The organism is Candidatus Buchananbacteria bacterium, from assembly GCA_013359225.1.
Taxonomy (GTDB): domain Bacteria; phylum Patescibacteriota; class Patescibacteriia; order Buchananbacterales; family UBA6539; genus JABWCG01.
The window spans coordinates 19,686-41,972 of the sequence record JABWCG010000002.1 but is presented as its reverse complement, the minus strand read 5'-3'; the positions used below and the strand labels follow the sequence as shown (position 1 = coordinate 41,972).

General features: G+C 42.0%; 22 protein-coding genes and 2 tRNA genes. 10 read left to right on the top strand and 14 right to left on the bottom strand.

The features are described from left to right. Positions 1–234: 234 nt before the first annotated feature. From HUU49_03310 to HUU49_03295, 4 genes are all read right to left on the bottom strand, one after another. Complete coding sequence (locus HUU49_03310) at positions 235–1,239, bottom strand: site-specific integrase (GenBank protein ID NUM25626.1); 1,005 nt, start codon at positions 1,237–1,239, stop codon at positions 235–237. 133 nt (positions 1,240–1,372) lie between these two features. Then, complete coding sequence (locus HUU49_03305) at positions 1,373–2,212, bottom strand: hypothetical protein (protein NUM25625.1); 840 nt, start codon at positions 2,210–2,212, stop codon at positions 1,373–1,375. After that, on the bottom strand, positions 2,187–2,615 hold the full coding sequence (locus tag HUU49_03300; protein NUM25624.1) for a hypothetical protein: 429 nt from the start codon (positions 2,613–2,615) through the stop codon (positions 2,187–2,189). Before HUU49_03300 ends, HUU49_03305 begins: the two co-directional genes overlap by 26 nt. Positions 2,616–2,775: 160 nt before the next feature. Then, positions 2,776–3,198, bottom strand: a complete 423-nt coding sequence (locus HUU49_03295) for a hypothetical protein (protein NUM25623.1) — start codon at positions 3,196–3,198, stop codon at positions 2,776–2,778. A gap of 459 nt (positions 3,199–3,657) precedes the next feature. On the opposite strand from HUU49_03295, the gene HUU49_03290 reads away from it, so the two are divergent. From HUU49_03290 to HUU49_03275, 4 genes are all read left to right on the top strand, one after another. Then, a complete protein-coding gene (locus tag HUU49_03290) occupies positions 3,658–4,590 on the top strand; it encodes a TerC/Alx family metal homeostasis membrane protein (GenBank protein NUM25622.1) in 933 nt (310 codons plus the stop codon). A gap of 149 nt (positions 4,591–4,739) precedes the next feature. Continuing rightward, the gene (locus HUU49_03285; protein ID NUM25621.1) at positions 4,740–5,216 is read left to right on the top strand and encodes a DUF333 domain-containing protein; all 477 of its coding nucleotides are present in this window, start codon (positions 4,740–4,742) and stop codon (positions 5,214–5,216) included. A 2-nt stretch (positions 5,217–5,218) separates the two neighbouring features. Continuing rightward, on the top strand, positions 5,219–5,392 hold the full coding sequence (locus HUU49_03280; protein NUM25620.1) for a hypothetical protein: 174 nt from the start codon (positions 5,219–5,221) through the stop codon (positions 5,390–5,392). Between the two features lies 1 nt (position 5,393). Next, complete coding sequence (locus HUU49_03275; GenBank protein ID NUM25619.1) at positions 5,394–5,753, top strand: hypothetical protein; 360 nt, start codon at positions 5,394–5,396, stop codon at positions 5,751–5,753. Between the two features lie 49 nt (positions 5,754–5,802). Here HUU49_03275 and HUU49_03270 read toward each other — a convergent pair whose 3' ends face one another. From HUU49_03270 to HUU49_03250, 5 genes are all read right to left on the bottom strand, one after another. After that, positions 5,803–6,435: a hypothetical protein gene (locus tag HUU49_03270; protein NUM25618.1), complete on the bottom strand. Its 633-nt coding sequence runs from the start codon at positions 6,433–6,435 to the stop codon at positions 5,803–5,805. A gap of 30 nt (positions 6,436–6,465) precedes the next feature. Further along, positions 6,466–7,692: an ABC transporter permease gene (locus tag HUU49_03265; GenBank protein NUM25617.1), complete on the bottom strand. Its 1,227-nt coding sequence runs from the start codon at positions 7,690–7,692 to the stop codon at positions 6,466–6,468. 1 nt (position 7,693) lies between these two features. Then, positions 7,694–8,398, bottom strand: coding sequence for an ABC transporter ATP-binding protein (locus tag HUU49_03260; GenBank protein NUM25616.1), 705 nt, complete (start codon positions 8,396–8,398; stop codon positions 7,694–7,696). Between the two features lie 3 nt (positions 8,399–8,401). Beyond that, the gene (locus tag HUU49_03255; protein ID NUM25615.1) at positions 8,402–10,150 is read right to left on the bottom strand and encodes an efflux RND transporter periplasmic adaptor subunit; all 1,749 of its coding nucleotides are present in this window, start codon (positions 10,148–10,150) and stop codon (positions 8,402–8,404) included. Between the two features lie 208 nt (positions 10,151–10,358). Beyond that, the gene (locus HUU49_03250; GenBank protein ID NUM25614.1) at positions 10,359–11,645 is read right to left on the bottom strand and encodes a fibronectin type III domain-containing protein; all 1,287 of its coding nucleotides are present in this window, start codon (positions 11,643–11,645) and stop codon (positions 10,359–10,361) included. 200 nt (positions 11,646–11,845) lie between these two features. Between HUU49_03250 and HUU49_03245 the strand changes: the two genes are divergently transcribed. Genes HUU49_03245 through HUU49_03235 form a run of 3 tightly spaced genes read left to right on the top strand, consistent with a single transcriptional unit; the run spans position 11,846 to position 14,610 of the window. Beyond that, positions 11,846–13,264: an MFS transporter gene (locus HUU49_03245; GenBank protein NUM25613.1), complete on the top strand. Its 1,419-nt coding sequence runs from the start codon at positions 11,846–11,848 to the stop codon at positions 13,262–13,264. 19 nt (positions 13,265–13,283) lie between these two features. Further along, positions 13,284–14,423 carry a glycosyltransferase family 1 protein gene (locus HUU49_03240; protein NUM25612.1) on the top strand — a complete coding sequence of 380 codons (1,140 nt, stop codon included), beginning with the start codon at positions 13,284–13,286 and terminating at the stop codon, positions 14,421–14,423. Between the two features lie 28 nt (positions 14,424–14,451). Then, the gene (locus HUU49_03235; GenBank protein NUM25611.1) at positions 14,452–14,610 is read left to right on the top strand and encodes a hypothetical protein; all 159 of its coding nucleotides are present in this window, start codon (positions 14,452–14,454) and stop codon (positions 14,608–14,610) included. A gap of 120 nt (positions 14,611–14,730) precedes the next feature. Here HUU49_03235 and HUU49_03230 read toward each other — a convergent pair whose 3' ends face one another. From HUU49_03230 to HUU49_03215, 4 genes are all read right to left on the bottom strand, one after another. Continuing rightward, positions 14,731–15,060 carry a hypothetical protein gene (locus HUU49_03230; GenBank protein ID NUM25610.1) on the bottom strand — a complete coding sequence of 110 codons (330 nt, stop codon included), beginning with the start codon at positions 15,058–15,060 and terminating at the stop codon, positions 14,731–14,733. Between the two features lie 135 nt (positions 15,061–15,195). Beyond that, positions 15,196–15,561 (bottom strand): response regulator, encoded by a 366-nt coding sequence (locus HUU49_03225; GenBank protein ID NUM25609.1) that lies wholly within the window; start codon positions 15,559–15,561, stop codon positions 15,196–15,198. 12 nt (positions 15,562–15,573) lie between these two features. After that, positions 15,574–16,761, bottom strand: a complete 1,188-nt coding sequence (locus HUU49_03220) for a tyrosine--tRNA ligase (protein NUM25608.1) — start codon at positions 16,759–16,761, stop codon at positions 15,574–15,576. A gap of 1 nt (position 16,762) precedes the next feature. Next, positions 16,763–19,381 (bottom strand): valine--tRNA ligase, encoded by a 2,619-nt coding sequence (locus tag HUU49_03215; protein ID NUM25607.1) that lies wholly within the window; start codon positions 19,379–19,381, stop codon positions 16,763–16,765. Between the two features lie 140 nt (positions 19,382–19,521). Here HUU49_03215 and HUU49_03210 point away from each other — a divergent pair, with 140 nt between their 5' ends. The 3 genes from HUU49_03210 to HUU49_03200 all read left to right on the top strand — a co-directional run bounded on the left by HUU49_03210 (position 19,522) and on the right by HUU49_03200 (position 21,019). Continuing rightward, positions 19,522–20,658 (top strand): hypothetical protein, encoded by a 1,137-nt coding sequence (locus HUU49_03210; protein ID NUM25606.1) that lies wholly within the window; start codon positions 19,522–19,524, stop codon positions 20,656–20,658. A gap of 97 nt (positions 20,659–20,755) precedes the next feature. Continuing rightward, positions 20,756–20,829, top strand: a tRNA-Ile gene (locus tag HUU49_03205). Between the two features lie 113 nt (positions 20,830–20,942). Next, positions 20,943–21,019 (top strand) — tRNA-Val (locus tag HUU49_03200). Positions 21,020–21,160: 141 nt separating this feature from the next. Here HUU49_03200 and HUU49_03195 read toward each other — a convergent pair. Continuing rightward, positions 21,161–22,252, bottom strand: coding sequence for a phosphoribosylformylglycinamidine cyclo-ligase (locus HUU49_03195; GenBank protein NUM25605.1), 1,092 nt, complete (start codon positions 22,250–22,252; stop codon positions 21,161–21,163). Between the last annotated feature and the right edge of the window lie 35 nt (positions 22,253–22,287).

The window sequence follows — 22,287 nt, the reverse complement described above, 5'->3', positions numbered from 1 at the left end:
GGGCAACTTAGCACTTCACGGCACCGAGATTAAATCAATATTTTAGGCTAAGTAGGAACAATATTATTCTAACCGATATTAAAAAAGCGTCAAGATTTCAGCCTATATTATTATATATTAGATTATAACATTTTAAAAAAATAATTTGTTTTTTTCTCAGCTAAAATAAGATAAAAAGTAAACTTATCCACAAATGGCATAAACATTCTTAAAAAGTGTTAACACAATTAACAGTCAATCATTACTTTCTTTAAAAGGTAGATTGTACCTATAATTTTTATGTTTATAATTTCTTATATACCTAAAATAACTAGTTGACGAAGGATTAATCCCCATCAACCGCTTAATTTCGCTTACTCTAACCTCACGTTTATACAAATCTAAAAATTTTGTATTCCTGAATACTGATGGAGTAATTTTCTTATTAATGCCAACGTTTTTTAACGTATCAACTACAATCCTCTGAATACTCCTCTCGGTTAGCGGCCAGGCCTCAACGATAAATTCGTTTTGTGGCTTAAAAGCAACTACTAAGCATTGACACCTGTCTTTCCGCAAATCAAAATATTTTTCTAACAATCCTAGCGTCGCTCGTGGCAAATCAAGTTCTCGATTCTTATAATAATATTTACTATTTTTATACTGAATATTGATTGTCCCCTTCTTAAGGTCAACGTTATCTCTAAAAAGTAGTGTCATTTCATGCACGGTCATGCCAGTATCAGCTAAAATTTGTATTATCAATTGATTTCTCATCATCCTAGGATTAACCCCATGTTCAGAGTTTCTCCAATAATTTAATAACGCTTCAAGCTCCTCATCTTCTAAGAAGTCACGATGATAAGATGTACGGTGTTCCTTAAGAATAGTGTTATTTATTTTTTTATCAATAATTTTATCGGAGTTCAGTGATTCGATATTAATATTTTCTAAATATTGAAAAAAATACCTCAAGTGTTGAAGTGTCATCATTGCGGTAGATAGCGACAAACCCTGCAACTCTCTTAAATGGCTAATAAACTCCTTATTAATCATTTCATCAGAAATTTTTTTCACCTCAATATCACCAATAAACTGATAAAATTTTTTTAAAGAACCTATATAATTAATTAATGTTCTCTGGTTTATTTTATTGTTTTCCAAATAAGTTGAATAACCTTTAATCAGGTTAATCAACCCAGCAGGCCTATCACTCTTCAGGCTACGAAAATAAGTTAATGGTGAAAATTTTAAATTCATGTTTATTAATTTTCATAAAACAGCTTTCATTATGCTCACAACACCTAGATGAAAACACTTAATTAAATGCTCCCTGAAAACCAAGGGAGCATTAGCATAATTTAAGATTAAGCCTTTCTCGTACTATATTGAACTACTGAAAATTTTCGCATTCCTTAAGCGCTGCCCTTTGGCACCAATCAACAGCTGCTTCATGTCCAAAGCTCTCTTGTAAACACTGAGTATATTTTTCAGATATGCCGCAATACTTAGCACTACATTCACTGTTATCTTCACATAAATAGTTAAATTTTATACTTGTTATTTTGACACCACCATACTGGCCGTATTCATTAAATGGGGCGAATAAAAATCGAACTACCGTTGGGGGTTGCAATTTGATTTGGTCCCATAGAATAACATCTCTTGTTGGGTTCCTGTCTTTTTCAAATTCTTCTTTCGTGGTTGCTAGAGTGATGCGGTTTTTTAAATCCACCACGAATTTTATCGGAACATCTTTCACAAATATTCCTCCTATTTTTTTTGTTTCCGCTAAATCCAATTGATTTTCATCTTTCCTAACTGCATTCAGCACGCCACTGATATTATCAAAACTAAAAGAAATAAAATGTCTTCCTTCACCTAACACCTGACCTTCCACCTCAAGTTGAGCGACTTTAAATTTGCCATTCAATGCTAACTTAATAGACTCTTTATCATAATTTGAAGTGTAAACTTCTGGAGAAGGAATATAATCACCCCTAGACTCTAATAAATTACCAGTAGTCAATAATGTCTCACCGCCACCCAAGTCTGGCGGCTGAGGTTTATCAATGTCTGGTGTGACTGCAATGTCCTCATTGGTATTTACAGTTATATTCGGTTCAAACGCTGGCTGTTTCGAAAAAATAATATAAAGAACACCAATAATAGTGATGGTAAGTCCTAGAATAGCAATAATTCCATCTTTAGTTTTCTTTACCTCGTCTGGCATAATATTTATTATTAATTAATAAAGCCGACAGTAAATCGTCAATCTTTATTATTATTACCTTGAATAAATTAAGAACTGGGAAAACAAATAAATTTAAAGCCGCAAAAATTTTTATATAATGAATACAATCGTTATTTTTTAACCCCATAATTTCTTTGGGATTAAAATTAATTTTCATAAGTTTCGTAAAAAAATTATTCTTGTGATATTCCTCTAACCATGGACCGAAGTACTTATATATAGCCCCGATGCCTACAATGGTTGCCAAGGACACGATATAAATACGCGATAAAAAACCTCCTGTATACGGTTCTTTTAAATAAGAGATTGATAATGGCAAAACAAAAACATTAAACGCTGCCACCTCCGTAATTAATGCCAAAGTAACGGTTTTTTTGCCCATATTTATATTATGACACAAAAACTAACATGCGGAAAACAATCTTAACAAAATCAAAGCAAAATTGCAAATCAAAGATTAGCACCTACTAATATTCGTAGATAATGATGATTTATAATAAAAAAGAAGCCCGTTTCTGGAGGTGGGCTAAGCCTCGGTTATGTCAGTAGGGTTCTTTCTCGGCATATTCTCGAAAGCAATGGTAGCCAGACGGTGGCCGCCAAATTTCGAAAGTTCTAATCCCCTTATGACGTGAGGTGCGAACGATAACCAGGTAGTTGATTTGGGAATCTTGGGGTGCTGCGTCTAGTATTGCACGCTGATAGTTTCTGGCTTCACATTCAGGCCAGCGGGGCGGTTCATCGTCCTTTATAGGGATTAACCGTTCAACGCTGTCAGAAGTTGTAACCTGAATAAACACCTTAACGCTCCTGGTTAGCTCGAAGACTGCTTTGTGAAACAACAGATGAACATCCTCCCAGTGAGAGAAAACAGTCATCTCCACCTTTCGGTAGTCCCAACTACTTCCCAATGACCACAGCCAAGGAAAATCTCTCAACATCCGTCTCATTCCTTGAAGAGTCATATCCTGAACCTCCGTTCTTTGAGCTCATCCGAGCTACTGGATATTCCCACGTGCGTGAGAGTTAACTGCCAATCAGTTAACGTTCAATACTAACATAAAAATTTGTTATTGTCAATGCTAAACCCTAAAAGAGTTCTCGCAACATTGTTTTAACGAGAATAATTTGGAATAAAAAAATGGTTTAAACCATTAAAAGCTGACTTTAATCTCCCAATGACATCACATAATCTAATTCTAACGTCATCCCCTTCCCGACCCCATCAAAAAATCAGCGTTCAAGCGCTGGTTTTTTGTACCCAAATCAAACTTGCCTACTTTTGAAAAAACGATTATAATAAAAAAGCCTTGGGTACTGTGCAAAGCAGCAAAATAATAGATCTCTGGAAAAGAGTATCTTGAAGCAACAAAACAGTATCAATTATAACCGGCATTCGTCGGTTTTATTTTTTTATAAAATTTATGCAAGCTCAAACCTACCTTCTAATAATATTTAGCGTCATAATTCTTGGTTTTTTGGCAATTGACCTTGGTTATTTTAACCGAAAAAGCCATAAAATAGAGTTTAAAGAGGCCCTGTGGTTATCAATTTTTTGGATTGCCATTTCTTTTGCCTTTGCTTTTCTAATTTTCTTATTCATGAGTCGAGAATTGGCCGCGGAATTTATGAGCGCTTATATCACGGAAAAAATGCTATCAGTAGATAATTTATTTGTGATACTCCTCATTTTAAATTATTTTAAATTAGAAGAAAAATATCATCATCGGGTGCTATTTTGGGGAATTATGGGAGCGATTGTCTTTCGTGGCATTTTTATCGGTGCCGGCGCTTACATCGTTAACCAGTTCCATTGGATACTTTATGTTTTTGGGATTATTTTAATTTATACAGGTATAAAAATTATAAGGGCAAAAAAAGAAGAACATATTGATTTCAATAAAAACCGAGTGATAAAAATTGCTAAAAAAATATTACCAATCACAGCCAATCATCACAACGGTAAATTCTTCCTGAAAGAAAACGGCAAAATTTATGTCACCTCATTATTTCTTGCCATTTTGCTGATTGAGACATCTGACATCATTTTTGCAGTTGATTCAATACCAGCCGTATTTGCTATTTCCCAGAGTTTATTTGTTGTTTATACTTCAAATATTTTTGCTATCATGGGATTACGGGCCTTATTTTTTTTAATAGAAAACATTTTGCATATTTTCCATCACTTGCAAAAAGGGCTGGCTTTAATTTTATTTTTTATTGGCCTAAAAATGCTTTCCGGAATATTTGACATACACATCTCATCGCTAGCATCATTTAGTGTAATCATCGGAGTGCTTACCTTATCAATAATAGCCTCACTACTGCTACCAAAAAAATATAAAATCATGCAATAAATAATGGACGACTTACTCTTCGGATCAATACCCCCCCCTCAAAAACTAGCGTTGATACGCTGGTTTTTTGTTTCACACAATACCTAAAAGTGATACAATTAATTTAATTGATAACTTTAATCACAATTTTCATAAGGATTATTGCCAATATGAAAAAAATGTTTCTAATTTTTGGGGTGAGTTTAACATTAATACTAGCCGGCTGTCAGAGCCCCTCTACCCCCACCAAGACGGAGGCGTTTACCACCAACGAACAGCCTCCGCTGGTAGTAAACCAAGCCAACCCCGCTTCAACTAACTGCCTACAAAAAGGCGGACGGCTGGAAATTAAAAAAAACAAAAATGGCGAATATGGTGTTTGTCTTTTTGATGATAATCGACAATGTGAGGAGTGGGCACTGCTACGAGGCAACTGCCCGGTCGGCGGCGTTAAAATTACTGGCTACGAAAATGAGGCCGAAATTTTTTGTGCTATTACCGGCGGACAGGTTAAGGGCGTTGGGACACAAACTCCCATGTGCAAAAGAATTGACGGAACACTTTGTAATGCTCAATCTAACTTCGACGGCGAATGTCCAGACCCAAACGATCCAAACCCAAACGCCGGAAATGCAGAAGCACTATAACTATGGAGTATAAAAAAGCAGCAACAATTCTTGTCGATCTCTTAGAAAACCCCGCGCTTAGCCCTGCAGAAAAACAAGCACTTTCAACAGCCATTGGCGTCTTGGCCTGGGCATCCCTATCAGACAATCGGATAAAAAAATTAAAGGCTAAACGAGAAGAGGCTGTCACTAAATAATATGAGAATTATACTACCAAGTTTACTATTTGTTTTATTAATCAGCTTGATTAGCTCCCCTGCCCTAGCGCTAGACACCGGTCTGCAGTATGGCGCCCAGACCGGACTTGGCACCAAAGACCTGCGCGAAAGCATCATGAGCATTGTCCGAGTCCTGTTTGGTTTTTTGGGAGTCCTGGCGATTGCCGGCATTGTCTTTGGCGGATTTTTAATTATGTTGTCAGGTGGCGATCAAAAGAAAAACAGTAACGGCCGCGCGGCGATTGCCGCCGGCGTCATTGGCATGATTATTGTCTTTAGCGCCTACGCTCTCGCCAGCTTCGTTATCAATCAACTCATATCAGCAACCGGCGCAAATTAAAAAAATAAAACTAGCCCCTTTTTATTGGTGCTAGTTTTATTTTTTATAATTATTTTATTTTTAATATAGTGGTTGTCCCAGAAATAAATATCAATTTCGAACCACCATCATCAAGTTTAATTGTTAAACTGGTTTCATCAACCTTCATAATCTGCCCCACCGCCCGCGTAACGGCCATACCCCCAGCCCGGCGGGCCTGGCCCGAAGCGGTGCCACCAGACTGCTCAAATCGAGCGCGCATCTGGGCGCGCTGTTCATCCGTCATATTTTTAAAACCCTCCGGCAGACCCATTCTTGGTGTAGCATCATCGACTGGCGGTGTAACGTTAGCATCCTGATTATTATCTTGATCTTTTAGTTGACCTTCCGGCCGCGGACCGGCCATCATAGTACCGGAAATAAATTCATCAAAATTAGTATCGGCGTTACCAATAATAATTCGACCAGCTGCAATAGCCCCCGTTGCGTCATCAGAACCCATGACCATAACTTTTGTTCCCAAAAGCAAATCAGTCGTGCTGGCAACTAAAAAATTATCATTAAGCTTTGGTGACTGTCCGTCGGCGTTAACCTCGGCCTGATCTTGATTAGTTAACGTGCGAGCAATGTCGCTTTTATTCTGATTAGCAACACACCCAGCCAACACCACTGAAAGGACCATAATCACATATAATGATCTCATAAATTATTTTGATTAAACTAGTTAAAATATTTATTCATATCGCAAAGCATCGATGGGGTTTAACTTTGCCGCCCGACGGGCCGGATAATATCCAAAGACAATGCCGATTGCGGCTGAAACACCAAACGCCAAAACAACCGAAGACAGCGTTACCACTGTAGCGGTGCCGCTGAATTGTTCAACGGCATATGCCGCCAACCAACCTAAAGCAACGCCGATAACACCACCTATAAAAGTCAGCGCCACCGACTCGGCCAAAAATTGCCAGCTGATATCTCGATTTTTAGCGCCAAGTGATTTTCGTAAACCAATCTCACGCGTGCGTTCTGTAACTGTTGTTAACATCATATTCATAATGCCAATACCGCCCACCAATAAAGAGATGCCGGCGATTGCCCCAAGTAACAACGTTAATGTTCCGGTAACTGAACTCAAAGCCCCTAAAACATCTGCCTGATTAACGATGGAGAAATCAGCTTGGGTCGCATCAGAAATTTTATGCCGCACTAATAACAAATTCGTAATTTCAGCCTGAACCTGAGTCATTAAATCTTCTCTTGTAACCTGGACATTGATGCTAGAAACACCATCACTGCCGGTAACATATTTTTGGGCTGTAGAAATCGGAATATACATCAAATCGTCAGCACTGCCAAAACCGGTGCCACCCTTGGACACCGTAATACCAATAACGGTAAACTCCAACCCCTCAATCCGAATTTTTTGTCCGACTGCGTCCACATTATCGCCAAACAAATCATCGCGAGTCGTCGGCCCTAATACTACTACTTTAGAGATGTTGGCCACGTGCTGATCGCTAATAAACGACCCTAACTCAATTTCAACATTTTTAACTGATTGATATGCACCAGTGACACCATACACGCTGGTGTTGGTATTAGTTCCTTTAGTCGTCGTAATCTGTTTACGACTACTGGTAGCTGGTGCAACCGTTTCAATGTCACTAATGCCACTTTCAATCGCTTCCGAGTCTTCAAGCGTCAAGGTTGTGGCGGTGCCAAAACCACCGCGCACCACCATACCAGGACCTTGCTGCGAACCGGGTGTCACCACTAGTAAATTAGTTCCCAACGATTGGATGTTAGTCTGAATACTGGAAGTTGCCCCCTGCCCAACGCTGATCATAGTTATTACCGAACCAATGCCAATAACAATGCCCAAAATCGTCAAAACGCTTCTTGATTTGTTAGCATTCAAAGAAAAATAAGTTTCTTGAAACAGATCAGACAACAACATACTATTTATCTTTTAAAAAATTATGACTCTGGCGATCAACCGAGATTTGTCCATCTTTAATTTCAATCACCCGATCGGCATGTTCGGCAACATATTTCTCATGAGTAATCAACACAATCGTATGGCCTTTTTCACGATTCAATTTCTGAAAAGTTTCCAACACGATATCGCCGGTTTTTGAATCGAGGTTGCCAGTCGGTTCATCAGCTAAAATCAAATCAGGCTCATTAACCAACGCTCGCGCAATGGCAACACGCTGCATCTGGCCGCCGGAAAGCTGGTTAGATAAATGGTGCCATCGACCTTCTTCTAATCCAGCCGCCAATAATGCGTTTTTTGCTTTGGCCAGCCGGTCAGACTTGGAAATTTTAGTATCATAAATCAACGGCAATATTACATTTCTTAAAACTGTTGAGCGAGACAACAAATTAAATGATTGAAACACAAAACCAATATGCTGAGACCTAATTTCTGCCAGCTCATCATTGGAGAGTTCAAACACATCTTTGCCATTCAAAAAATATTTGCCAGACGTTGGACGGTCCAACGCCCCTAAAATATGCATGAGTGTTGACTTTCCGGATCCGGACGGTCCAACAATCGCCACAAATTCTCCCTTTTTTATTTCAAATGAAATATCGTTCAAAACTTTGAATTCGTTTTCACCAGTCGTGTAAATTTTATCAATCCGATCACACGTAATCATATTTTACCGAGTCAACTGCATCATGCCTCGCATTGCATCGTTGCCGCCAGGGCCCGAATTAGTGCTGTTTGATTGTGAAGACTGGCTACTAGAGCCGGTTTTTTGCGACGTAATAACCCGATCACCTTCAACCAGCCCATCGGTAACTTCAACGGCGGTATCGTCACTAATACCAAGAATAATGGTTTTTTGTTGCGGTACGCCGTCAACTAGCACTTCCACGTAGCTGCTACCTGTCGAATTCTTTACCGCACCGCTGGGAACGGTCAAAACATTTTGTCGTGATTCAATAATAATACTCACGCTAGCGCTCATTCCCGGCTTAACCCGATCATCTTGTACATCAAAACCAATTTTAATACCATAACTCACTACGCCCTGCGATACTTCTCCCAACGTGTCAATTTCCACTACTTCACCAGTAATTGACAAGTCAGACACCGCATCAAACGTTAGTGTTGCCCGCTGGCCGACTTTCACTTTAGCGGCGTCAATTTCATTGAGCGTCACCTCGGCAATTTTTTGTTTGGTTATTAGAGTCGCAATGGAAGTTCCGGAAGAAGCCGATTCGCCAAGCTGGGCGGTTGCTTCAGCAATGACGCCGTCAAACGGCGCACGGACGTAATAATCAGCCAATTTTTGTTGAGCAGATTGCAATGAACTTTCACGCTGTTTAATTGTCAATTCCTGAGACCGAACGTCAAGCGGATCAACACCCGCCAACAAATCATCTAAAGCACCCTGCTGTTCCTGAATAGTGCGCTGGGCATTAATAATATCCTCCTGGGCCGCGTCAATACTATTTTGGTCAGACGACATCTGTGACAAGTGTCCATTGGTTGTGCCTGTATAATTTTCCAGACTGGTTTGGTGGGCCTGCGTCTTAGAAGATACCTCAACATTCTTCTTAGTTAAAGTGTCTTCATAAAAATCTAAAAAGTTTTTAGTTTTCTTTATAGCTTCGGAAGCGCTTTTTAGCGTAGCATATGTTTCATCAATTAGACCGGCAACGGTTTCCTGATCAGAAAGCCGACTAGCGGCTTTATAGTCATCAAAATTTTTTTCATAGCTTTCGCGGGCGGCATCATAGCTAAGACGTGCGGCATCGGCATATGCCTCAATACCCTCGTCATACAGCTTACCAACCGTTTTATAATAATCAATATTCCACTGTCCATCTTTAAACTCATACCCAAACAAGATGTTTTCCAGGCCCGACATAATATTTGGCAAATCCAAAAAAACATTCGCCACGTCGTTATAGCCATCTTCATATGCTTTCGCTAAATCATCCTGGGCATTCGGCAGTGCCTCTTCGGCTTTTGCCAGACTATTTTTAGCTTTGACAATATCTAATTCATCAATCGGCGCCGTCAACTTTTCTAACGCTAATTTAGCACTCTCAAGATTATCTTTAGCATCGCGAACGCTCTGGACGGCATCAGTCGCATCAAGCTGAGCCAACAAATCACCTTTTTTGACTTCTTGTCCGGCTTTAATGTTTAAATAAACAATCTTACCTGAAGCATCAGGCTTTAACTCAACCTGATTGGAAACTGATACTAAACCAGTACCCGAAACAGCCGAAACAATGTTACCCCTTGTCACTTCAGACGTCACATACGTCACTTCAGACGTGGCTGTCTGATTCAAAAAATATTGGTATCCAAAATAACTGCCAACACCTAAAACAGCTACTCCAACAGTAAACATACCCTTGTGCCGTCCGATAAATTTTATAAATTTTCCCATATATTTCCTCATATAGTAACCCCCGCTAGGCTGTAGTGACTAACGGGGGTTACTATATACTACAGCTGATTTTTTTATTAATTAGCTTTTAAGATATATCACCCTCCACACATTGGTAGTACGCCTTTAATCAAAAAACCTTTCAGTTCAAAATAAAATTAGCCCCGCCTTGGGGGCTAATTTTACTAAATGGTAGTTACCCGGGTACCTACTGTCCTAGAGTCGTAAATACCTGCTGAGTTGAAGTTGCTTTATTGTTACTAGCGTCTTTTGACTCAATAATAAAGTAGTACGTTGTACTGGCAGTCAAACTTGACACATTCAACGAATGGTTGGTAACAAGACTGCTATTTTCAACTTTAATTGTCGTACTAGCTGTACTTAGTGATTCAACCGCATATTCAATCTGGCTTGATGCCGCTTCATTAGTGGTCCAACTCACCAGAGCAAAAGTGGTCGAAGCGGAAACTGAAATATTGCTAATGACTGGCGCCGTTACGTCAGCCGGAGGAACGGCTGAGGTCGTAAACATTTTTTCAGTTGTCGTAGCCTTATTGCCATTAGCATCGTTTGATTCAACAATAAAGTAGTAAGTGGTGCTGGCGGTCAGTCCGGTTAATTTAATGGCGTGATTAGTAACTAAATTCTTTTTAACCACGCTGTCGGTATCATCGGCCGAACCCTTCGGCTCAGTGGCATAAGTAACTTTGCTGGTTGCTAATTCATCAGTCTTCCAGCTAATAACAGCTGAAGTAGTTGATGCTGTTACCGATACATCACTGATTACCGGCGCTGTCTTGTCGGCCTGATCATCATCGTCGTCATCATCATCTGGCTTACAGATTCGTTCAAACAAATTATCAAAACGCTTTGAATGATCTGACATCAATGATCGAACACGGCTAATAACTCGACAGCGAATGGTGTTTGATTTTTTCCCCACAATAAACTGCCCTAAATGCAAGCCACGATCTTTTTCAACCGTATCAGTGTTTTCAGCCTCGTCATCAGCATCATAATCGGCATCATCATCAATATCTTCACCAACCTGGTAATTAGCAAAAAATGATGCCGGCAGATCGTCAATCAATGATGCCCAGTTATCACCGTACAACTTCTTGGCCAACAATTCATTTTTAATCCAGCGCAATATGCCTCCTTGCCCAACGGCATACACCTTAGGGTCGGTCTGCACCTTAATTAAAATCACACCGGGGCGATAGCGAATGTTACCATTCAGCGGATATTTTGCCAGATCCTCGGCACTAATGGTTTTAACTTCTGAAAAATCAAAAAACCAACTTTTATAAATTTTTTCATTGGGATACACATACCGTTTGCCGTCGGCCGCGATGTAATACAAGGTATCGCTATCGGCGATTTTAACTACTGCCCCAAGATTTGGATCAGCGGTTTCGGCCGCCAAAACCGGACTAATAGTCATGGATAGTACCATGGCTATTGTCGCTAATGACAAAAAAATTTTTTTAATCATAGTATTGATTATTAATTAGTTAATTAATGATAGTCAATTGCTAATTACCCTATTATCATACCATTCTTGGCCCTTTAAACGAAGGTTCTATAATAAGAGACGGAATTAACCAAAAATTCTTACAGCCATATTCATATATATCAATAGACGTGTTAAAATTTTTATACTAGAATAGCCTTTTGTCCTTAAAATGACGATTTATGGCAGACGTAGCTTCAAAAAAATCTAAATCCAAACTGTTCGCCCAAACCAGAAAACTGTCTGTTAAAGAAGGCGCGGCGGCATCAGTAATGGTCGGCTGCGTAGAAAATAACATTACGCCCTACGCCCTAGAGCTTAAAGCCACCAACCTTGAGGCGGGATTACTGGCAAGCTTTGCCAACCTCCTCGGGCCGCTTGCCCAATTAATCGGCAGCCGCTTGCTTGAAAAATGGCACCGGAAAAAAATTGTCCTCTGGGGCGTGGGGGCTCAAGTATTAGCCTGTTTTCTCTTAGCATCAATTGGTTGGATATTTTTAGCCAGCGGCAAAAATCTCTATCTTGTTCCCCTGTTCATTGGGGCATACGTTTTATATAACTTAACCGGCTCGCTCGCCGGTCCGGCGTGGTTTTCGCTTATGGGTGACGCCGTACCGGAAAATATCCGCGGCCGCTATTTCTCGTTTCGCAACAAGGTTGCCGGCATCTTCTCGGTTAGCGCCACCATTCTCGGGGCACTCTTGCTTTACTATCTCCAACAATTTGAAATCATCTACGGATTTATCATCATCTTTGGCGTTGCCGGCTTGAGCCGGTTTATTTCAGCGTTAATGTTTCGCCGCCATTATATTGAAGATCTAACATTAGAAAAAAACTACTACTTTTCTTTCTGGCAATTCTTAAGAAAAATTCGTTATTTTAATTTTAATCGGTTCTCGCTCTACGTCGCGCTGATTATGTTTGGCACCAATATTGCCGGGCCATTTTACGCGGTCTACATGTGGAAAATTCTAAAGCTTAATCCGCTATGGTTTGCTGCTGTTAACGTTTCAGTAAGCATTTTTATGTTGCTATTCTTTCCTGTCTGGGGACGATTTTCTGAAAAATACGGCAACCGCGAAACCGTAAAAGTCGGCAGTTTAATTTTATTGTTGGTGCCGCTATTATGGTCTGTCAGCGCCAACCCCTTATTTTTAATTTTTGTCACCCAGCTTGTCGCCGGACTGGGATGGTCGGCGTTTAATCTGTCATCATCAAACTTCATCTATGATTCGGTTGAACCAACCCGCCGCGCCCTAATGGTTGCCTACTATAACCTGCTAAGCGGTATTGGAATTTTTGCCGGCGCGGTTCTTGGCGGCGTCATCACCCAGTTCTTGAATTTTGGAGGCAGCGGTGTTTTTATTATGCTGTTTTTGTTATCTGGGCTGGTTAGATTAATAGTCATGGTAGCAGTGCTGCCAAAAATCAAAGAAGTCCGTTCATACGAGCATGCCGCCCAAAAAAATCCGCTCAGTTACTTAAAAGAAATTGCTCCGCTCCATGAAACATTCCACGCCACTACCTATCCGCTGCGGCAAGCAAACGTCCTGCGCAAAAAACTCGGTTTATATCGTCGGGAACGAATCCGATATTTCTAAACATGTCACACTTTACAGTATGATCAAAATCGCTTTAATTACTGACTGTTTTTACAGCGTTAACGGCGTCAGTAAAACCTACCAGCATTTTGCCCGCTGGTGCCAAGCCAAAAAAATTACGCTGGACGTTTTTACCATTGGTGAAAAGGCGCGCGTCACCACCAAGGGATCGGTTCGAATTATTGAATCACCCGCAGTCTGGCCGGTCAAATATTACTATGACCTACCGCCATTTGATACTAGAATTATTTCACCGCACTTCAAAAAAAATTTTAACCCCAACCAATACGATATTTTTCACCTTGCCACTCCCGGCTCGCTGGGGTTAGCCGCCACGATACTATTAGCAAATAGCAACGCGCCAAAGGTAGGAGTGTTTCACACCATGCTTGATGAATATATCAAAAGCTGGACTAGCAGTAGCTTGAAGGTATTACCACAAACCATCAAAAATCCGGTCGCCGATCTGTCACAAATCATGGTCTGGCAGCTGCTAAAATGGTTTTACTCCAAAACCGATTTACTGCTGGTGCCAAGCCTGATACTAAAAAATAAATTAACCGGGTTTCATCCCCGAATTGAAATCTTTCCTCGCGGCGTTGATACTAAAATATTCAACCCGAAATATAAAAATCCGCGACTCAAAGAACATCAGCCGATTGCTTTGTATGTCGGAAGACTATCAACCGAAAAAAACTTGGACTTGCTGGTAGAAATTTTTAAGCGGCGAGCTGACGTTAAGCTGTGGTTAGCCGGCGACGGACCATACACCGCCGGCTTGAAATCACAGCTGCCAAATGCAAAATTTTTTGGTTATCTCACCGGCAAAAAATTAAGTGAAATCTATGCCAGCGCTGATTTTTTTATTTTTCCGTCCATGACCGATACATTTGGCAACGTCATTCTTGAAGCACAAGCCTGCGGCCTGCCCGCCATTGTTACCACCCAAGGCGGGCCCCAAGAGCTGATCAAACACCAAAAAACCGGACTTATTGCCAAGCCTAATGTTAAAGATTTTAACCAGGCTATTAATTATCTCATTACTAACCACGATAAAAAGCTAGCAATGAGTCAAGCGGCTATAACATCGGTACAGGATAAAACTTGGGCCGCCGCTTTTGAAAAGCTAATAAAGTCATATGAAAACTTACTAGTGTAATATTTCCTGATCTGGCGCGTCTAATTATATGCAGGGGGTACAAAGTTTACAGCAGCTAGCCAAGCCTGAAAATCGCAAATCAAGCGTAGAGGTTATGTGCGATGCTGACGATAAACTTTGGAAACGACACTTCCAGCAATATTACCGTTTTATTGACCGGCGAGCAAAACAGGACGATAACTGTTAGTAACCGCCGTACTCAAGGCAGGGCCTACCCCCTGCCTTTTGTTTTGCTAAAAGAAAGAGGACCGAGCGAGCGCGTTTTTTGCGTTCGTTCGGTCCTAGGGTCAGGCGGGATGCGGTTAGGTTATTGGTTGGCGGCGTGCCGGGTCGGATGGATACATCCGGTTTCGGGGGATGATTCCTTCCGAATCAGGCTGCCGTCCCGGGTGGCACAGATCGGATAAACTACGTTATCCGGCACGTCCCCGACGTTGTCGAGCGCTTCGAGAAACTCCTCGAACGTTTCGCTCTGGCCGGCGGCGAGCACGTGCTTCATTTCAAGCTGGTGCTCCTGCACCTGCCGAACGATGATGCCGATCTCGCGACCGAGCTCCGGCGGACTCAAATCGTCCTTGGTACTGCCGAGTAACTCGACGGCTTTCGCGACCTCCTTCGCCACTTCGTACAAATGCATGTCCTGCCTTGGCATAGTGCTTGATCCTCCTTGTAGGTTGGCACTAAAGTTATCAACAATATAACATAAAAAGATAATTTTGTCAATATAAAACAAGGGCCCTAAGCCCTTGTTAATCTTTATAATTCGGATATTTTACTTTAAAGTCTCTTCTACTTTTTTGACAATGTCGTCAATACTCCAGTCACTTTTTACCAAGTACTCTTTGCCGCCGGCGGCTAAAATCTGGCTCACCGTCCCCTGGTCACTCAAATTAGTCATCACAATCACCGGAATACTATCAGTTTTCTCGTCAGCTTTTAAAGCTTGCAAAATTTCAATGCCATTCATGTCCGGCAGCATAATATCAAGCAAAATCAAATCCGGCAATTCCTTTTTAGCTTTGGCCAAACCCTCAACTCCCGACATTGAGGTGCTAATTTTATAATCGCCATCAATGGCCAGCTTTAAATTTTTCATCAACGACTCTTCGTCTTCAATGATTAAAATCTTTTGGGCCATATAGTTTGAGGGTTAAATGATTTTGGCAAAGTGACGCTTGCCTTTTTGAATAACAACGCCGTCTGAGCCAATGTTTTTGATAGTATAATTTTCGTCAGTTATCTTTTTACCGTCCACTTTCACTGCACCCTGCGCCAAAAGCCGTCTGGCTTCCGATTTTGAAGCCGCTAATTTCGTAGCCACCAGCACATCAATAATATCGCGTACCTTGGTTTTCACCACCGGCATTTCATCGGGACGCAAGCCATCCTCAAAAACCTGCTTAAAATTTTGCTCGGCGTCAGTAGCAGCTGCTTGACCGTGATAAATCTTAACTACCTGATATGCCAACTGCATCTTAAAAATTTTGGGGTTTTGACCGGCAGCTAATTCTTGCTTAATCTGTTCCATTTCCGTTAACGGTACATCCGTCAAAATTTCAAAAGCCGGTAAAATCATTGCGTCAGTCCAGCTCATAACTTTTCCGTATACCTCTTCTGGTGAATCCGCCAGCGTAATCATATTGCCTTCCGATTTACCCATCTTCTTGCCAGTCGGGTCTTCCAGCAGTTTCATGGTTAAAACCATTTTTTCTTTGCCCGTCATTGCCTTCATTAATGTCCGGCCGGCCAACATATTAAAAGTCTGATCGTTGCCACCAACTTCCAAATCAACATTCATTTCCACCGAATCGTACGCCTGCATCAGCGGATAGAAAAATTCGTGTAAATAAATAGGGCGGTTAATCTTTAGCCGCTCCTGAAACATATCACGGTCCAACATCTGCTGAACAGTGAAATGCTTAGCAATATCAATAAGGTTTGCAAAATTCAGTTTCGCCAGCCACTTGGAATTAAACCGAAACTCAACCTTGTCAATATCAATTAAATTCTTAATCTGCTTTTTCCAGCCGGCTAAGTTTTTTAAAACCTGCTGATGAGTGATCTGCTCGCGAACGCTTAATTTGTCGGGGTCGCCAATCTGGCCGGTGAAGTCTCCAAACAAAAAAATGACCTTATGGCCCAGCGCCAAAAATTTTGCCAATTTTCTCACCGTAATGCCATGACCAATATGCAAAGTTGGTGAATTTGGGTCATATCCGCAGTATAAAGTAAGCTTTTTACCCGACTTTAAAGCTTGTTCCAAAGCTTGTGGATTGGGATAAATATTTTCCACGCCGCGGGTTAAAATTTCATCAATTAATGCTTGCTTATGTGACATGTTAAGTAAGTGTTTTAAGTTGCTGATTAATACTAGCTAATTTCAGCTTGTTGCTTTCGAGCTTTTCTTTTTCTGCGGCAATAATTTCTTTGGGTGCTCGCTCCAAGAAACGCTCATTGCTTAATTTTTGCTCAAGATGCTGGACAAAATCAGTCAGCCGGGTCATCTCTTCCGTTAAGCGCTTAACTTCCTTAGCTACATCAATCATACCAGAAACCGGCAAATAAATCTCAACTTGGGGTAGAATCACTGCTAACGCCTGGGATGGTTTAGCAGCGGCTGTTTTTAGTTCAAGCGTCTTAAGCCGCGCTAACGTTTTAATTACCGCTTCCTGCTCTTTGAATAATTTTGAATTCTTCGGAGCAACTACCACAGCATCCAGCAGTTGTGAGGGTGCAATTTTAGCCTCAGCCCGAACATTTCTGATGCCGGTAATCACATTTTTAACTAGGCCAAACTTGGCAACTGACGCTTTACTTATTTTGCCGGAAGCTTCCGGCCAAGGTTGAACTAACAATAATTCATTTGGCGAAATTTTTTTCCAAATTTCCTCAGTTACAAACGGCGTGTATGGATGCCATAACTTCAAAACGGTTTGTAAAATATACAATAACAGCTCGTCTTTATCACCTTCAATTTTGGCAATCTCAACATACCAATCGGCCAGCTTCGACCAGGTAAATTCATAAATTTTTTCGCCAACAATCGACAGGTTATACTTTTCCAAATTATCAGTGGCGCTGACAATTAACTCGTTAAGTTCCGCCAAAATCCATTCATCAGCTAACGTTTTTGGTTTTGGCGCAGATTCCACCAACCGTACTGTCTTAACGTTCATTAAAATATAGCGCGAAATATTCCAAAGTTTATTAACAAAATTTCGGTACCCGGCAATTTTTGCCTCTGACATATTAGTGTCGTTTCCGGGCGTCATGCCAATCACCAAACTCAGACGCGTCGCGTCCGCGCCATATTTACTGATGGTGTCCAGCGGATCAATAATGTTATCAAGCGACTTGCTCATTTTTCTACCCTGTTCATCGCGCACCAAGCCATGCAAATATACTGTTTCAAACGGAATTTCTTCAATCAAATACGTCGTCATAATAATCATTCGAGCAATCCAGAAAAATAAAATGTCATATCCGGTTTCCATCAACGATGTCGGATGAAAAGTTTTTAGGTCGGCCGTTTTATCTGGCCAACCCAGTGTTGAAAATGTCCATAGTCCCGAAGAAAACCAAGTATCAAGGGTATCGGGATCCTGTTGCCAACCTTCACCTTTTGGTGGCGTACTGCCAACATAAATCTCAGCTTGATTTTCGCCGCGGTACCAAACCGGAATCCGGTGGCCAAACCAAATCTGGCGCGAAATGCACCAATCGCGTAGATTTTCCATCCAGTGATAATAAGTTTTTTCAAAGCGTTCAGGAATAATTTTAACTTCGCCGCCGCGCACTACTTCCAGCGACCGCTCTTTGATTGTCTTACCGCCAAATTTTTTAATCGGTTTATTAACATCAACAAACCATTGTTTGGAAACCAATGGCTCAACGGGTGTACCGCAACGGTAACAAACCGACAGATTATGAACGTAGTTTTCGTCGATATGATCAACCAGATTTTTAGTTTGTAATAACTCGACAACTTTTCGGCGCGCCTCCTTAACTGACAATCCGGCTAACTCCCCCGCCGCCTGTGTTAAGCGACCAGACTCATCAATAATCTTTTCAATGGCAATGCCGTATTTTTGAGCCAGCTCAAAATCAACAAAACTGTGACCAGGCGTAATCGTCATCGCACCAGAGCCCATTTCCATTTCCGCAGCCGAGTCCGCAATCACCCGGGCTTTAATCTTGCCTAAAATCCAGTCGACTTCCAGCTCTTTATTAATCAAATCTTGATACCGAGGATCATCGGGATGAACCACAATGACCTTATCACCGAATTTCGTCTCCGGCCGGGCGGTACCAATCACCACCGGACCATATTTAAAATAATAAAACGGTGTCATTTCTTCTTTATATTCAACCTCATCATCAGCCAAGGTTGAACCACAATGAGGACACCAGTTAACAATTCGCTCCCCGCGATAAATCAAGCCATCATTATACATTTCCACAAATGCCGATGACACCGCATGGCTCAAGCCCTCATCAAACGTATAACGCAACCGCGACCAATCACAACTTGAACCCATTTTCTTAACCTGATTAATAATGGTAGCCTGCGATTCGGCAATAAACTGCTCCACCCGACTAATAAACGCCTCGCGACCAATATCAAATCGCGTTTTCCCTTCCCGATCCTGTAAAATCTTTTCAACCTTAGCGTTGGTGGCAATTGCCGCATGATCGGTACCCGGCAACCAAAGTGCCTTGCGGCCTTTCATGCGCTGATGACGAATAACAATATCCTGAATTGCCAACATTACCGCATGGCCGACATGCAGCGTGCCGGTTGCATTTGGTGGCGGCATAGCGATGGTAAACGGCTGCTTATGCCCCTTGGGTAAATTATCAGGGTTAAAAAAACCAGACTCTTCCCACATTTGGTAGATAGAGTCTTCAACTGTTTTTGGTTCGTAGGCTTTAGGAATCTCAGTTTTTGACATATTCATATTTTAGCCAATTTTCTTAGATTTATCAAGTTTTTGGCCCGAATTCTTGACAATCTGTATCACAACAATTAAGATGACAAATTCCTATTAAATAGGTATAATTAACTACTTTACTAAAGATAACAAAAAGCGCTCCAGTCATGGCTCTCAATGAGGCTCAACAAGTACATGAAACGATTAAAAGAAGTCATCACATTTTAATTGTTTGCAAGAAAGATTATTCGGCAGATGCTATTGCCTCAGCACTGGCGCTTGGTTTGGTTTTAAAAAAACAAAATAAGCTGGTTGATATTGTCTGTGATGGCTTTTCGGTGCCTAACAATCTTGATTTTCTACCAAACATCAAAGACATTAAACCTCATATTACCGGCTTGGAAAAATTCATCATCAGTCTTAATTTGAAAAAGAATGCCGTTGACGAGTTTAGCTACAACATTGAAAACGATCGGCTCAATATTTATGTTACTCCCAAGGCCGGATCGTTTCACAAAAATGACGTTGAAGCCACGAGTTCAGGGTACAAATACGATGCAATCTTTACGATTGACGCGCCAGACTTTGATTCCCTGGGCAATATCTACCAAAACTTCACCGAATTTTTTTACGATACCACAATCGTCAACATTGATCACTCTGCAGAAAATGAGCAGTACGGACAAATCAACTTAACCAACCCCAATGCGGTAGCAGGGTCGGAAATTATTTTCCGGTTAATCAAAACAATTGATCAAAATTTACTCGATAAAGATATCGCCACCTGTTTATTAACCGGCATGATTGCCGAAACCAAAAGCTTTAAAACCGTTACGGTTACCCCAAAAACTTTGGAAATTGCCAGCCAGCTATTAGGGCTTGAGGCCGACCGCGATTTGATTATCAAAAAATTATACCGCTCAAGAAATCTGCCTACCCTAAATCTCTGGGGACGAGTCTTGGCCCGACTTAAGAGCCGCAACGGCAACACGTTGGTTTGGTCACTACTAACCGACAACGACTTTATTGAGGCCGGCGCCAACCCAAATGATTTATCTGACGTCGTAGAAGAATTAATATCATTTGTTCCGGGAGTAGAAATCGTGGTTTTAATCTATCAATTTAACGGCGCCGTCAATGTCTTAGTTAACACTTTGAAAAATCATAACGCTCTTTACCTCACAAATAATTTTAACCCGACCGGTTCTAAAAGTATTGCCGCATTTGAGCTTCCTCAAAAAACCCTCCAAGAAGCGGAGCAAGTCGTCATTGATCGAATTAAAGAAAGGCTTGGTCAAAAATAAGACGGCTGTTATAATGAAGGGTGTCTTAACGCCACCGAATTCCTGTGCTTAGTGCGCCGATTAGCACCACTCATAATTTCATTCTCGTATATTTAGTGCGCCCATAGCTCAGTTGGTTAGAGCGCCACTCTTATAAGGTGGATGTCCCTGGTTCGAGACCAGGTGGGCGCACTAAATATATGAGCCAAGGTGGATGTCCCTGGTTTAAGACCAGGGGTGGCGCGTACCAAACACAGGAACTCAGTTGACAATTAGCCGATTATTGCGTATCTTAGTAAAGTCTTGGGCGGTTAGCTCAGTTGGTTAGAGCGCATCGTTGACATCGATGAGGTCAGTGGTTCGAATCCACTATCGCCCACCAAAAAATACTTCTTGTTGCAAGAGGTATTTTTTGTTTTAAAAAAACCGCGCTACAATCAACAGTAAACGCGCGGTCAAACGACCAAGATAGGTCGGACAAAAGAACAAACTATTATTGGCCACTATACTACACTGGGCCCTCCTAACGATACGAACCAGACAGTTCAACTTGCGGCTCGTTGCCCTCGCGTGCGGCGACTTCGCCAATCAGCACGGCGTGCGGATTGACAACCGGCTTGCCGTTTTGCGACACGATCGAAACCATCATCAGCCCCTGATTGAGAGTTCGATCCATCTCGGCACCGTCGACATTTCCCAATCTTTCAATTAAGGAAAAAATCGCGGGACGACACCAGCGCGAACGGTCAATGCGCACCTTGCAGTCAGGCGGCAAGCAACGCGGAATGTTTTCCACCATGCCGCCACCAGTAATGTGGGCATGTGCTAAAAACTTCACGCCACAAGGTTTCTGCTGTTCAATCGCGCTGATGTAAATGGGGGTTGGCTGTAGTAAACTAGCAGCTAAGGTTTGGCCACCAAGTTCCGGCCAGGTCCGCTCCAGACGAACTCTGGCGCGTGACGGGCGATCCTTCAACTGAAACACTTTGCGCGCCAGCGAAAAACCGTTTGAACCAAGTCCGTACGACAGCCAGCCATAAACCAGATTGCCGGGCTTAACCGCGACTGGACCAAAAAGTTCTCCGTTAGACGGATAAGAAAATCCAACAACCGAGGTGTTCAGGTTAAACATCCACGGATGCTTAAACAGATCGGGAAGCTCAGCCGTTTCACCGCCGACCAACTTACAGCCCGCAAGCTTGCAAGCGCCGATCACGCTCTCGATGATTGTAATATGCTTGGCTGGCTCTAGCCGCGCGACGTCCAGGTTATCAAGCAGATAAACCGGTTTGGCGCCGACGACATAAGTGTCAACGGCACTCATCGCTACGGCGTCGTGGCCGATGCCGGAAAATTCTTCGACCAGGGCGGCCAAGATCGCCTTTGTCCCCGTGCCGTCGGTTGAGGTTTCAACGCGGCTGGGAAACACACCACTAAGGACCGGGATGATACCACCGCCGGCAAAACCGCCAATTTCGGCTGCCGCTTCCGGCCAGGCTTGAGCGATCAAACCTTTGACCATCCGGGCAAAGCTGTTACCGGCGTCAATATCAACGCCGGCCTGAGCGTAGGTCGCGCCGCCGAGTGGTGGTGGCGCTGCTATGAGTGCTCCCATTCGCTGCCTCCGATTTCTGAGTCAAACAACGACCC

Coding starts and splice junctions, on each gene's coding strand:
- HUU49_03305 (NUM25625.1), bottom strand. CDS start 2,212: ATGCCAGACGAGGTAAAGAAAACTAAAGATGGAATTATTGCTATTCTA.
- HUU49_03290 (NUM25622.1), top strand. CDS start 3,658: ATGCAAGCTCAAACCTACCTTCTAATAATATTTAGCGTCATAATTCTT.
- HUU49_03275 (NUM25619.1), top strand. CDS start 5,394: ATGAGAATTATACTACCAAGTTTACTATTTGTTTTATTAATCAGCTTG.
- HUU49_03310 (NUM25626.1), bottom strand. CDS start 1,239: ATGAATTTAAAATTTTCACCATTAACTTATTTTCGTAGCCTGAAGAGT.
- HUU49_03195 (NUM25605.1), bottom strand. CDS start 22,252: ATGGGAGCACTCATAGCAGCGCCACCACCACTCGGCGGCGCGACCTAC.
- HUU49_03245 (NUM25613.1), top strand. CDS start 11,846: ATGGCAGACGTAGCTTCAAAAAAATCTAAATCCAAACTGTTCGCCCAA.
- HUU49_03220 (NUM25608.1), bottom strand. CDS start 16,761: ATGTCACATAAGCAAGCATTAATTGATGAAATTTTAACCCGCGGCGTG.
- HUU49_03280 (NUM25620.1), top strand. CDS start 5,219: ATGGAGTATAAAAAAGCAGCAACAATTCTTGTCGATCTCTTAGAAAAC.
- HUU49_03215 (NUM25607.1), bottom strand. CDS start 19,381: ATGAATATGTCAAAAACTGAGATTCCTAAAGCCTACGAACCAAAAACA.
- HUU49_03255 (NUM25615.1), bottom strand. CDS start 10,150: ATGGGAAAATTTATAAAATTTATCGGACGGCACAAGGGTATGTTTACT.
- HUU49_03240 (NUM25612.1), top strand. CDS start 13,284: ATGATCAAAATCGCTTTAATTACTGACTGTTTTTACAGCGTTAACGGC.
- HUU49_03225 (NUM25609.1), bottom strand. CDS start 15,561: ATGGCCCAAAAGATTTTAATCATTGAAGACGAAGAGTCGTTGATGAAA.
- HUU49_03300 (NUM25624.1), bottom strand. CDS start 2,615: ATGGGCAAAAAAACCGTTACTTTGGCATTAATTACGGAGGTGGCAGCG.
- HUU49_03270 (NUM25618.1), bottom strand. CDS start 6,435: ATGAGATCATTATATGTGATTATGGTCCTTTCAGTGGTGTTGGCTGGG.
- HUU49_03250 (NUM25614.1), bottom strand. CDS start 11,645: ATGATTAAAAAAATTTTTTTGTCATTAGCGACAATAGCCATGGTACTA.
- HUU49_03260 (NUM25616.1), bottom strand. CDS start 8,398: ATGATTACGTGTGATCGGATTGATAAAATTTACACGACTGGTGAAAAC.
- HUU49_03235 (NUM25611.1), top strand. CDS start 14,452: ATGCAGGGGGTACAAAGTTTACAGCAGCTAGCCAAGCCTGAAAATCGC.
- HUU49_03285 (NUM25621.1), top strand. CDS start 4,740: ATGAAAAAAATGTTTCTAATTTTTGGGGTGAGTTTAACATTAATACTA.
- HUU49_03295 (NUM25623.1), bottom strand. CDS start 3,198: ATGACTCTTCAAGGAATGAGACGGATGTTGAGAGATTTTCCTTGGCTG.
- HUU49_03265 (NUM25617.1), bottom strand. CDS start 7,692: ATGTTGTTGTCTGATCTGTTTCAAGAAACTTATTTTTCTTTGAATGCT.
- HUU49_03230 (NUM25610.1), bottom strand. CDS start 15,060: ATGCATTTGTACGAAGTGGCGAAGGAGGTCGCGAAAGCCGTCGAGTTA.
- HUU49_03210 (NUM25606.1), top strand. CDS start 19,522: ATGGCTCTCAATGAGGCTCAACAAGTACATGAAACGATTAAAAGAAGT.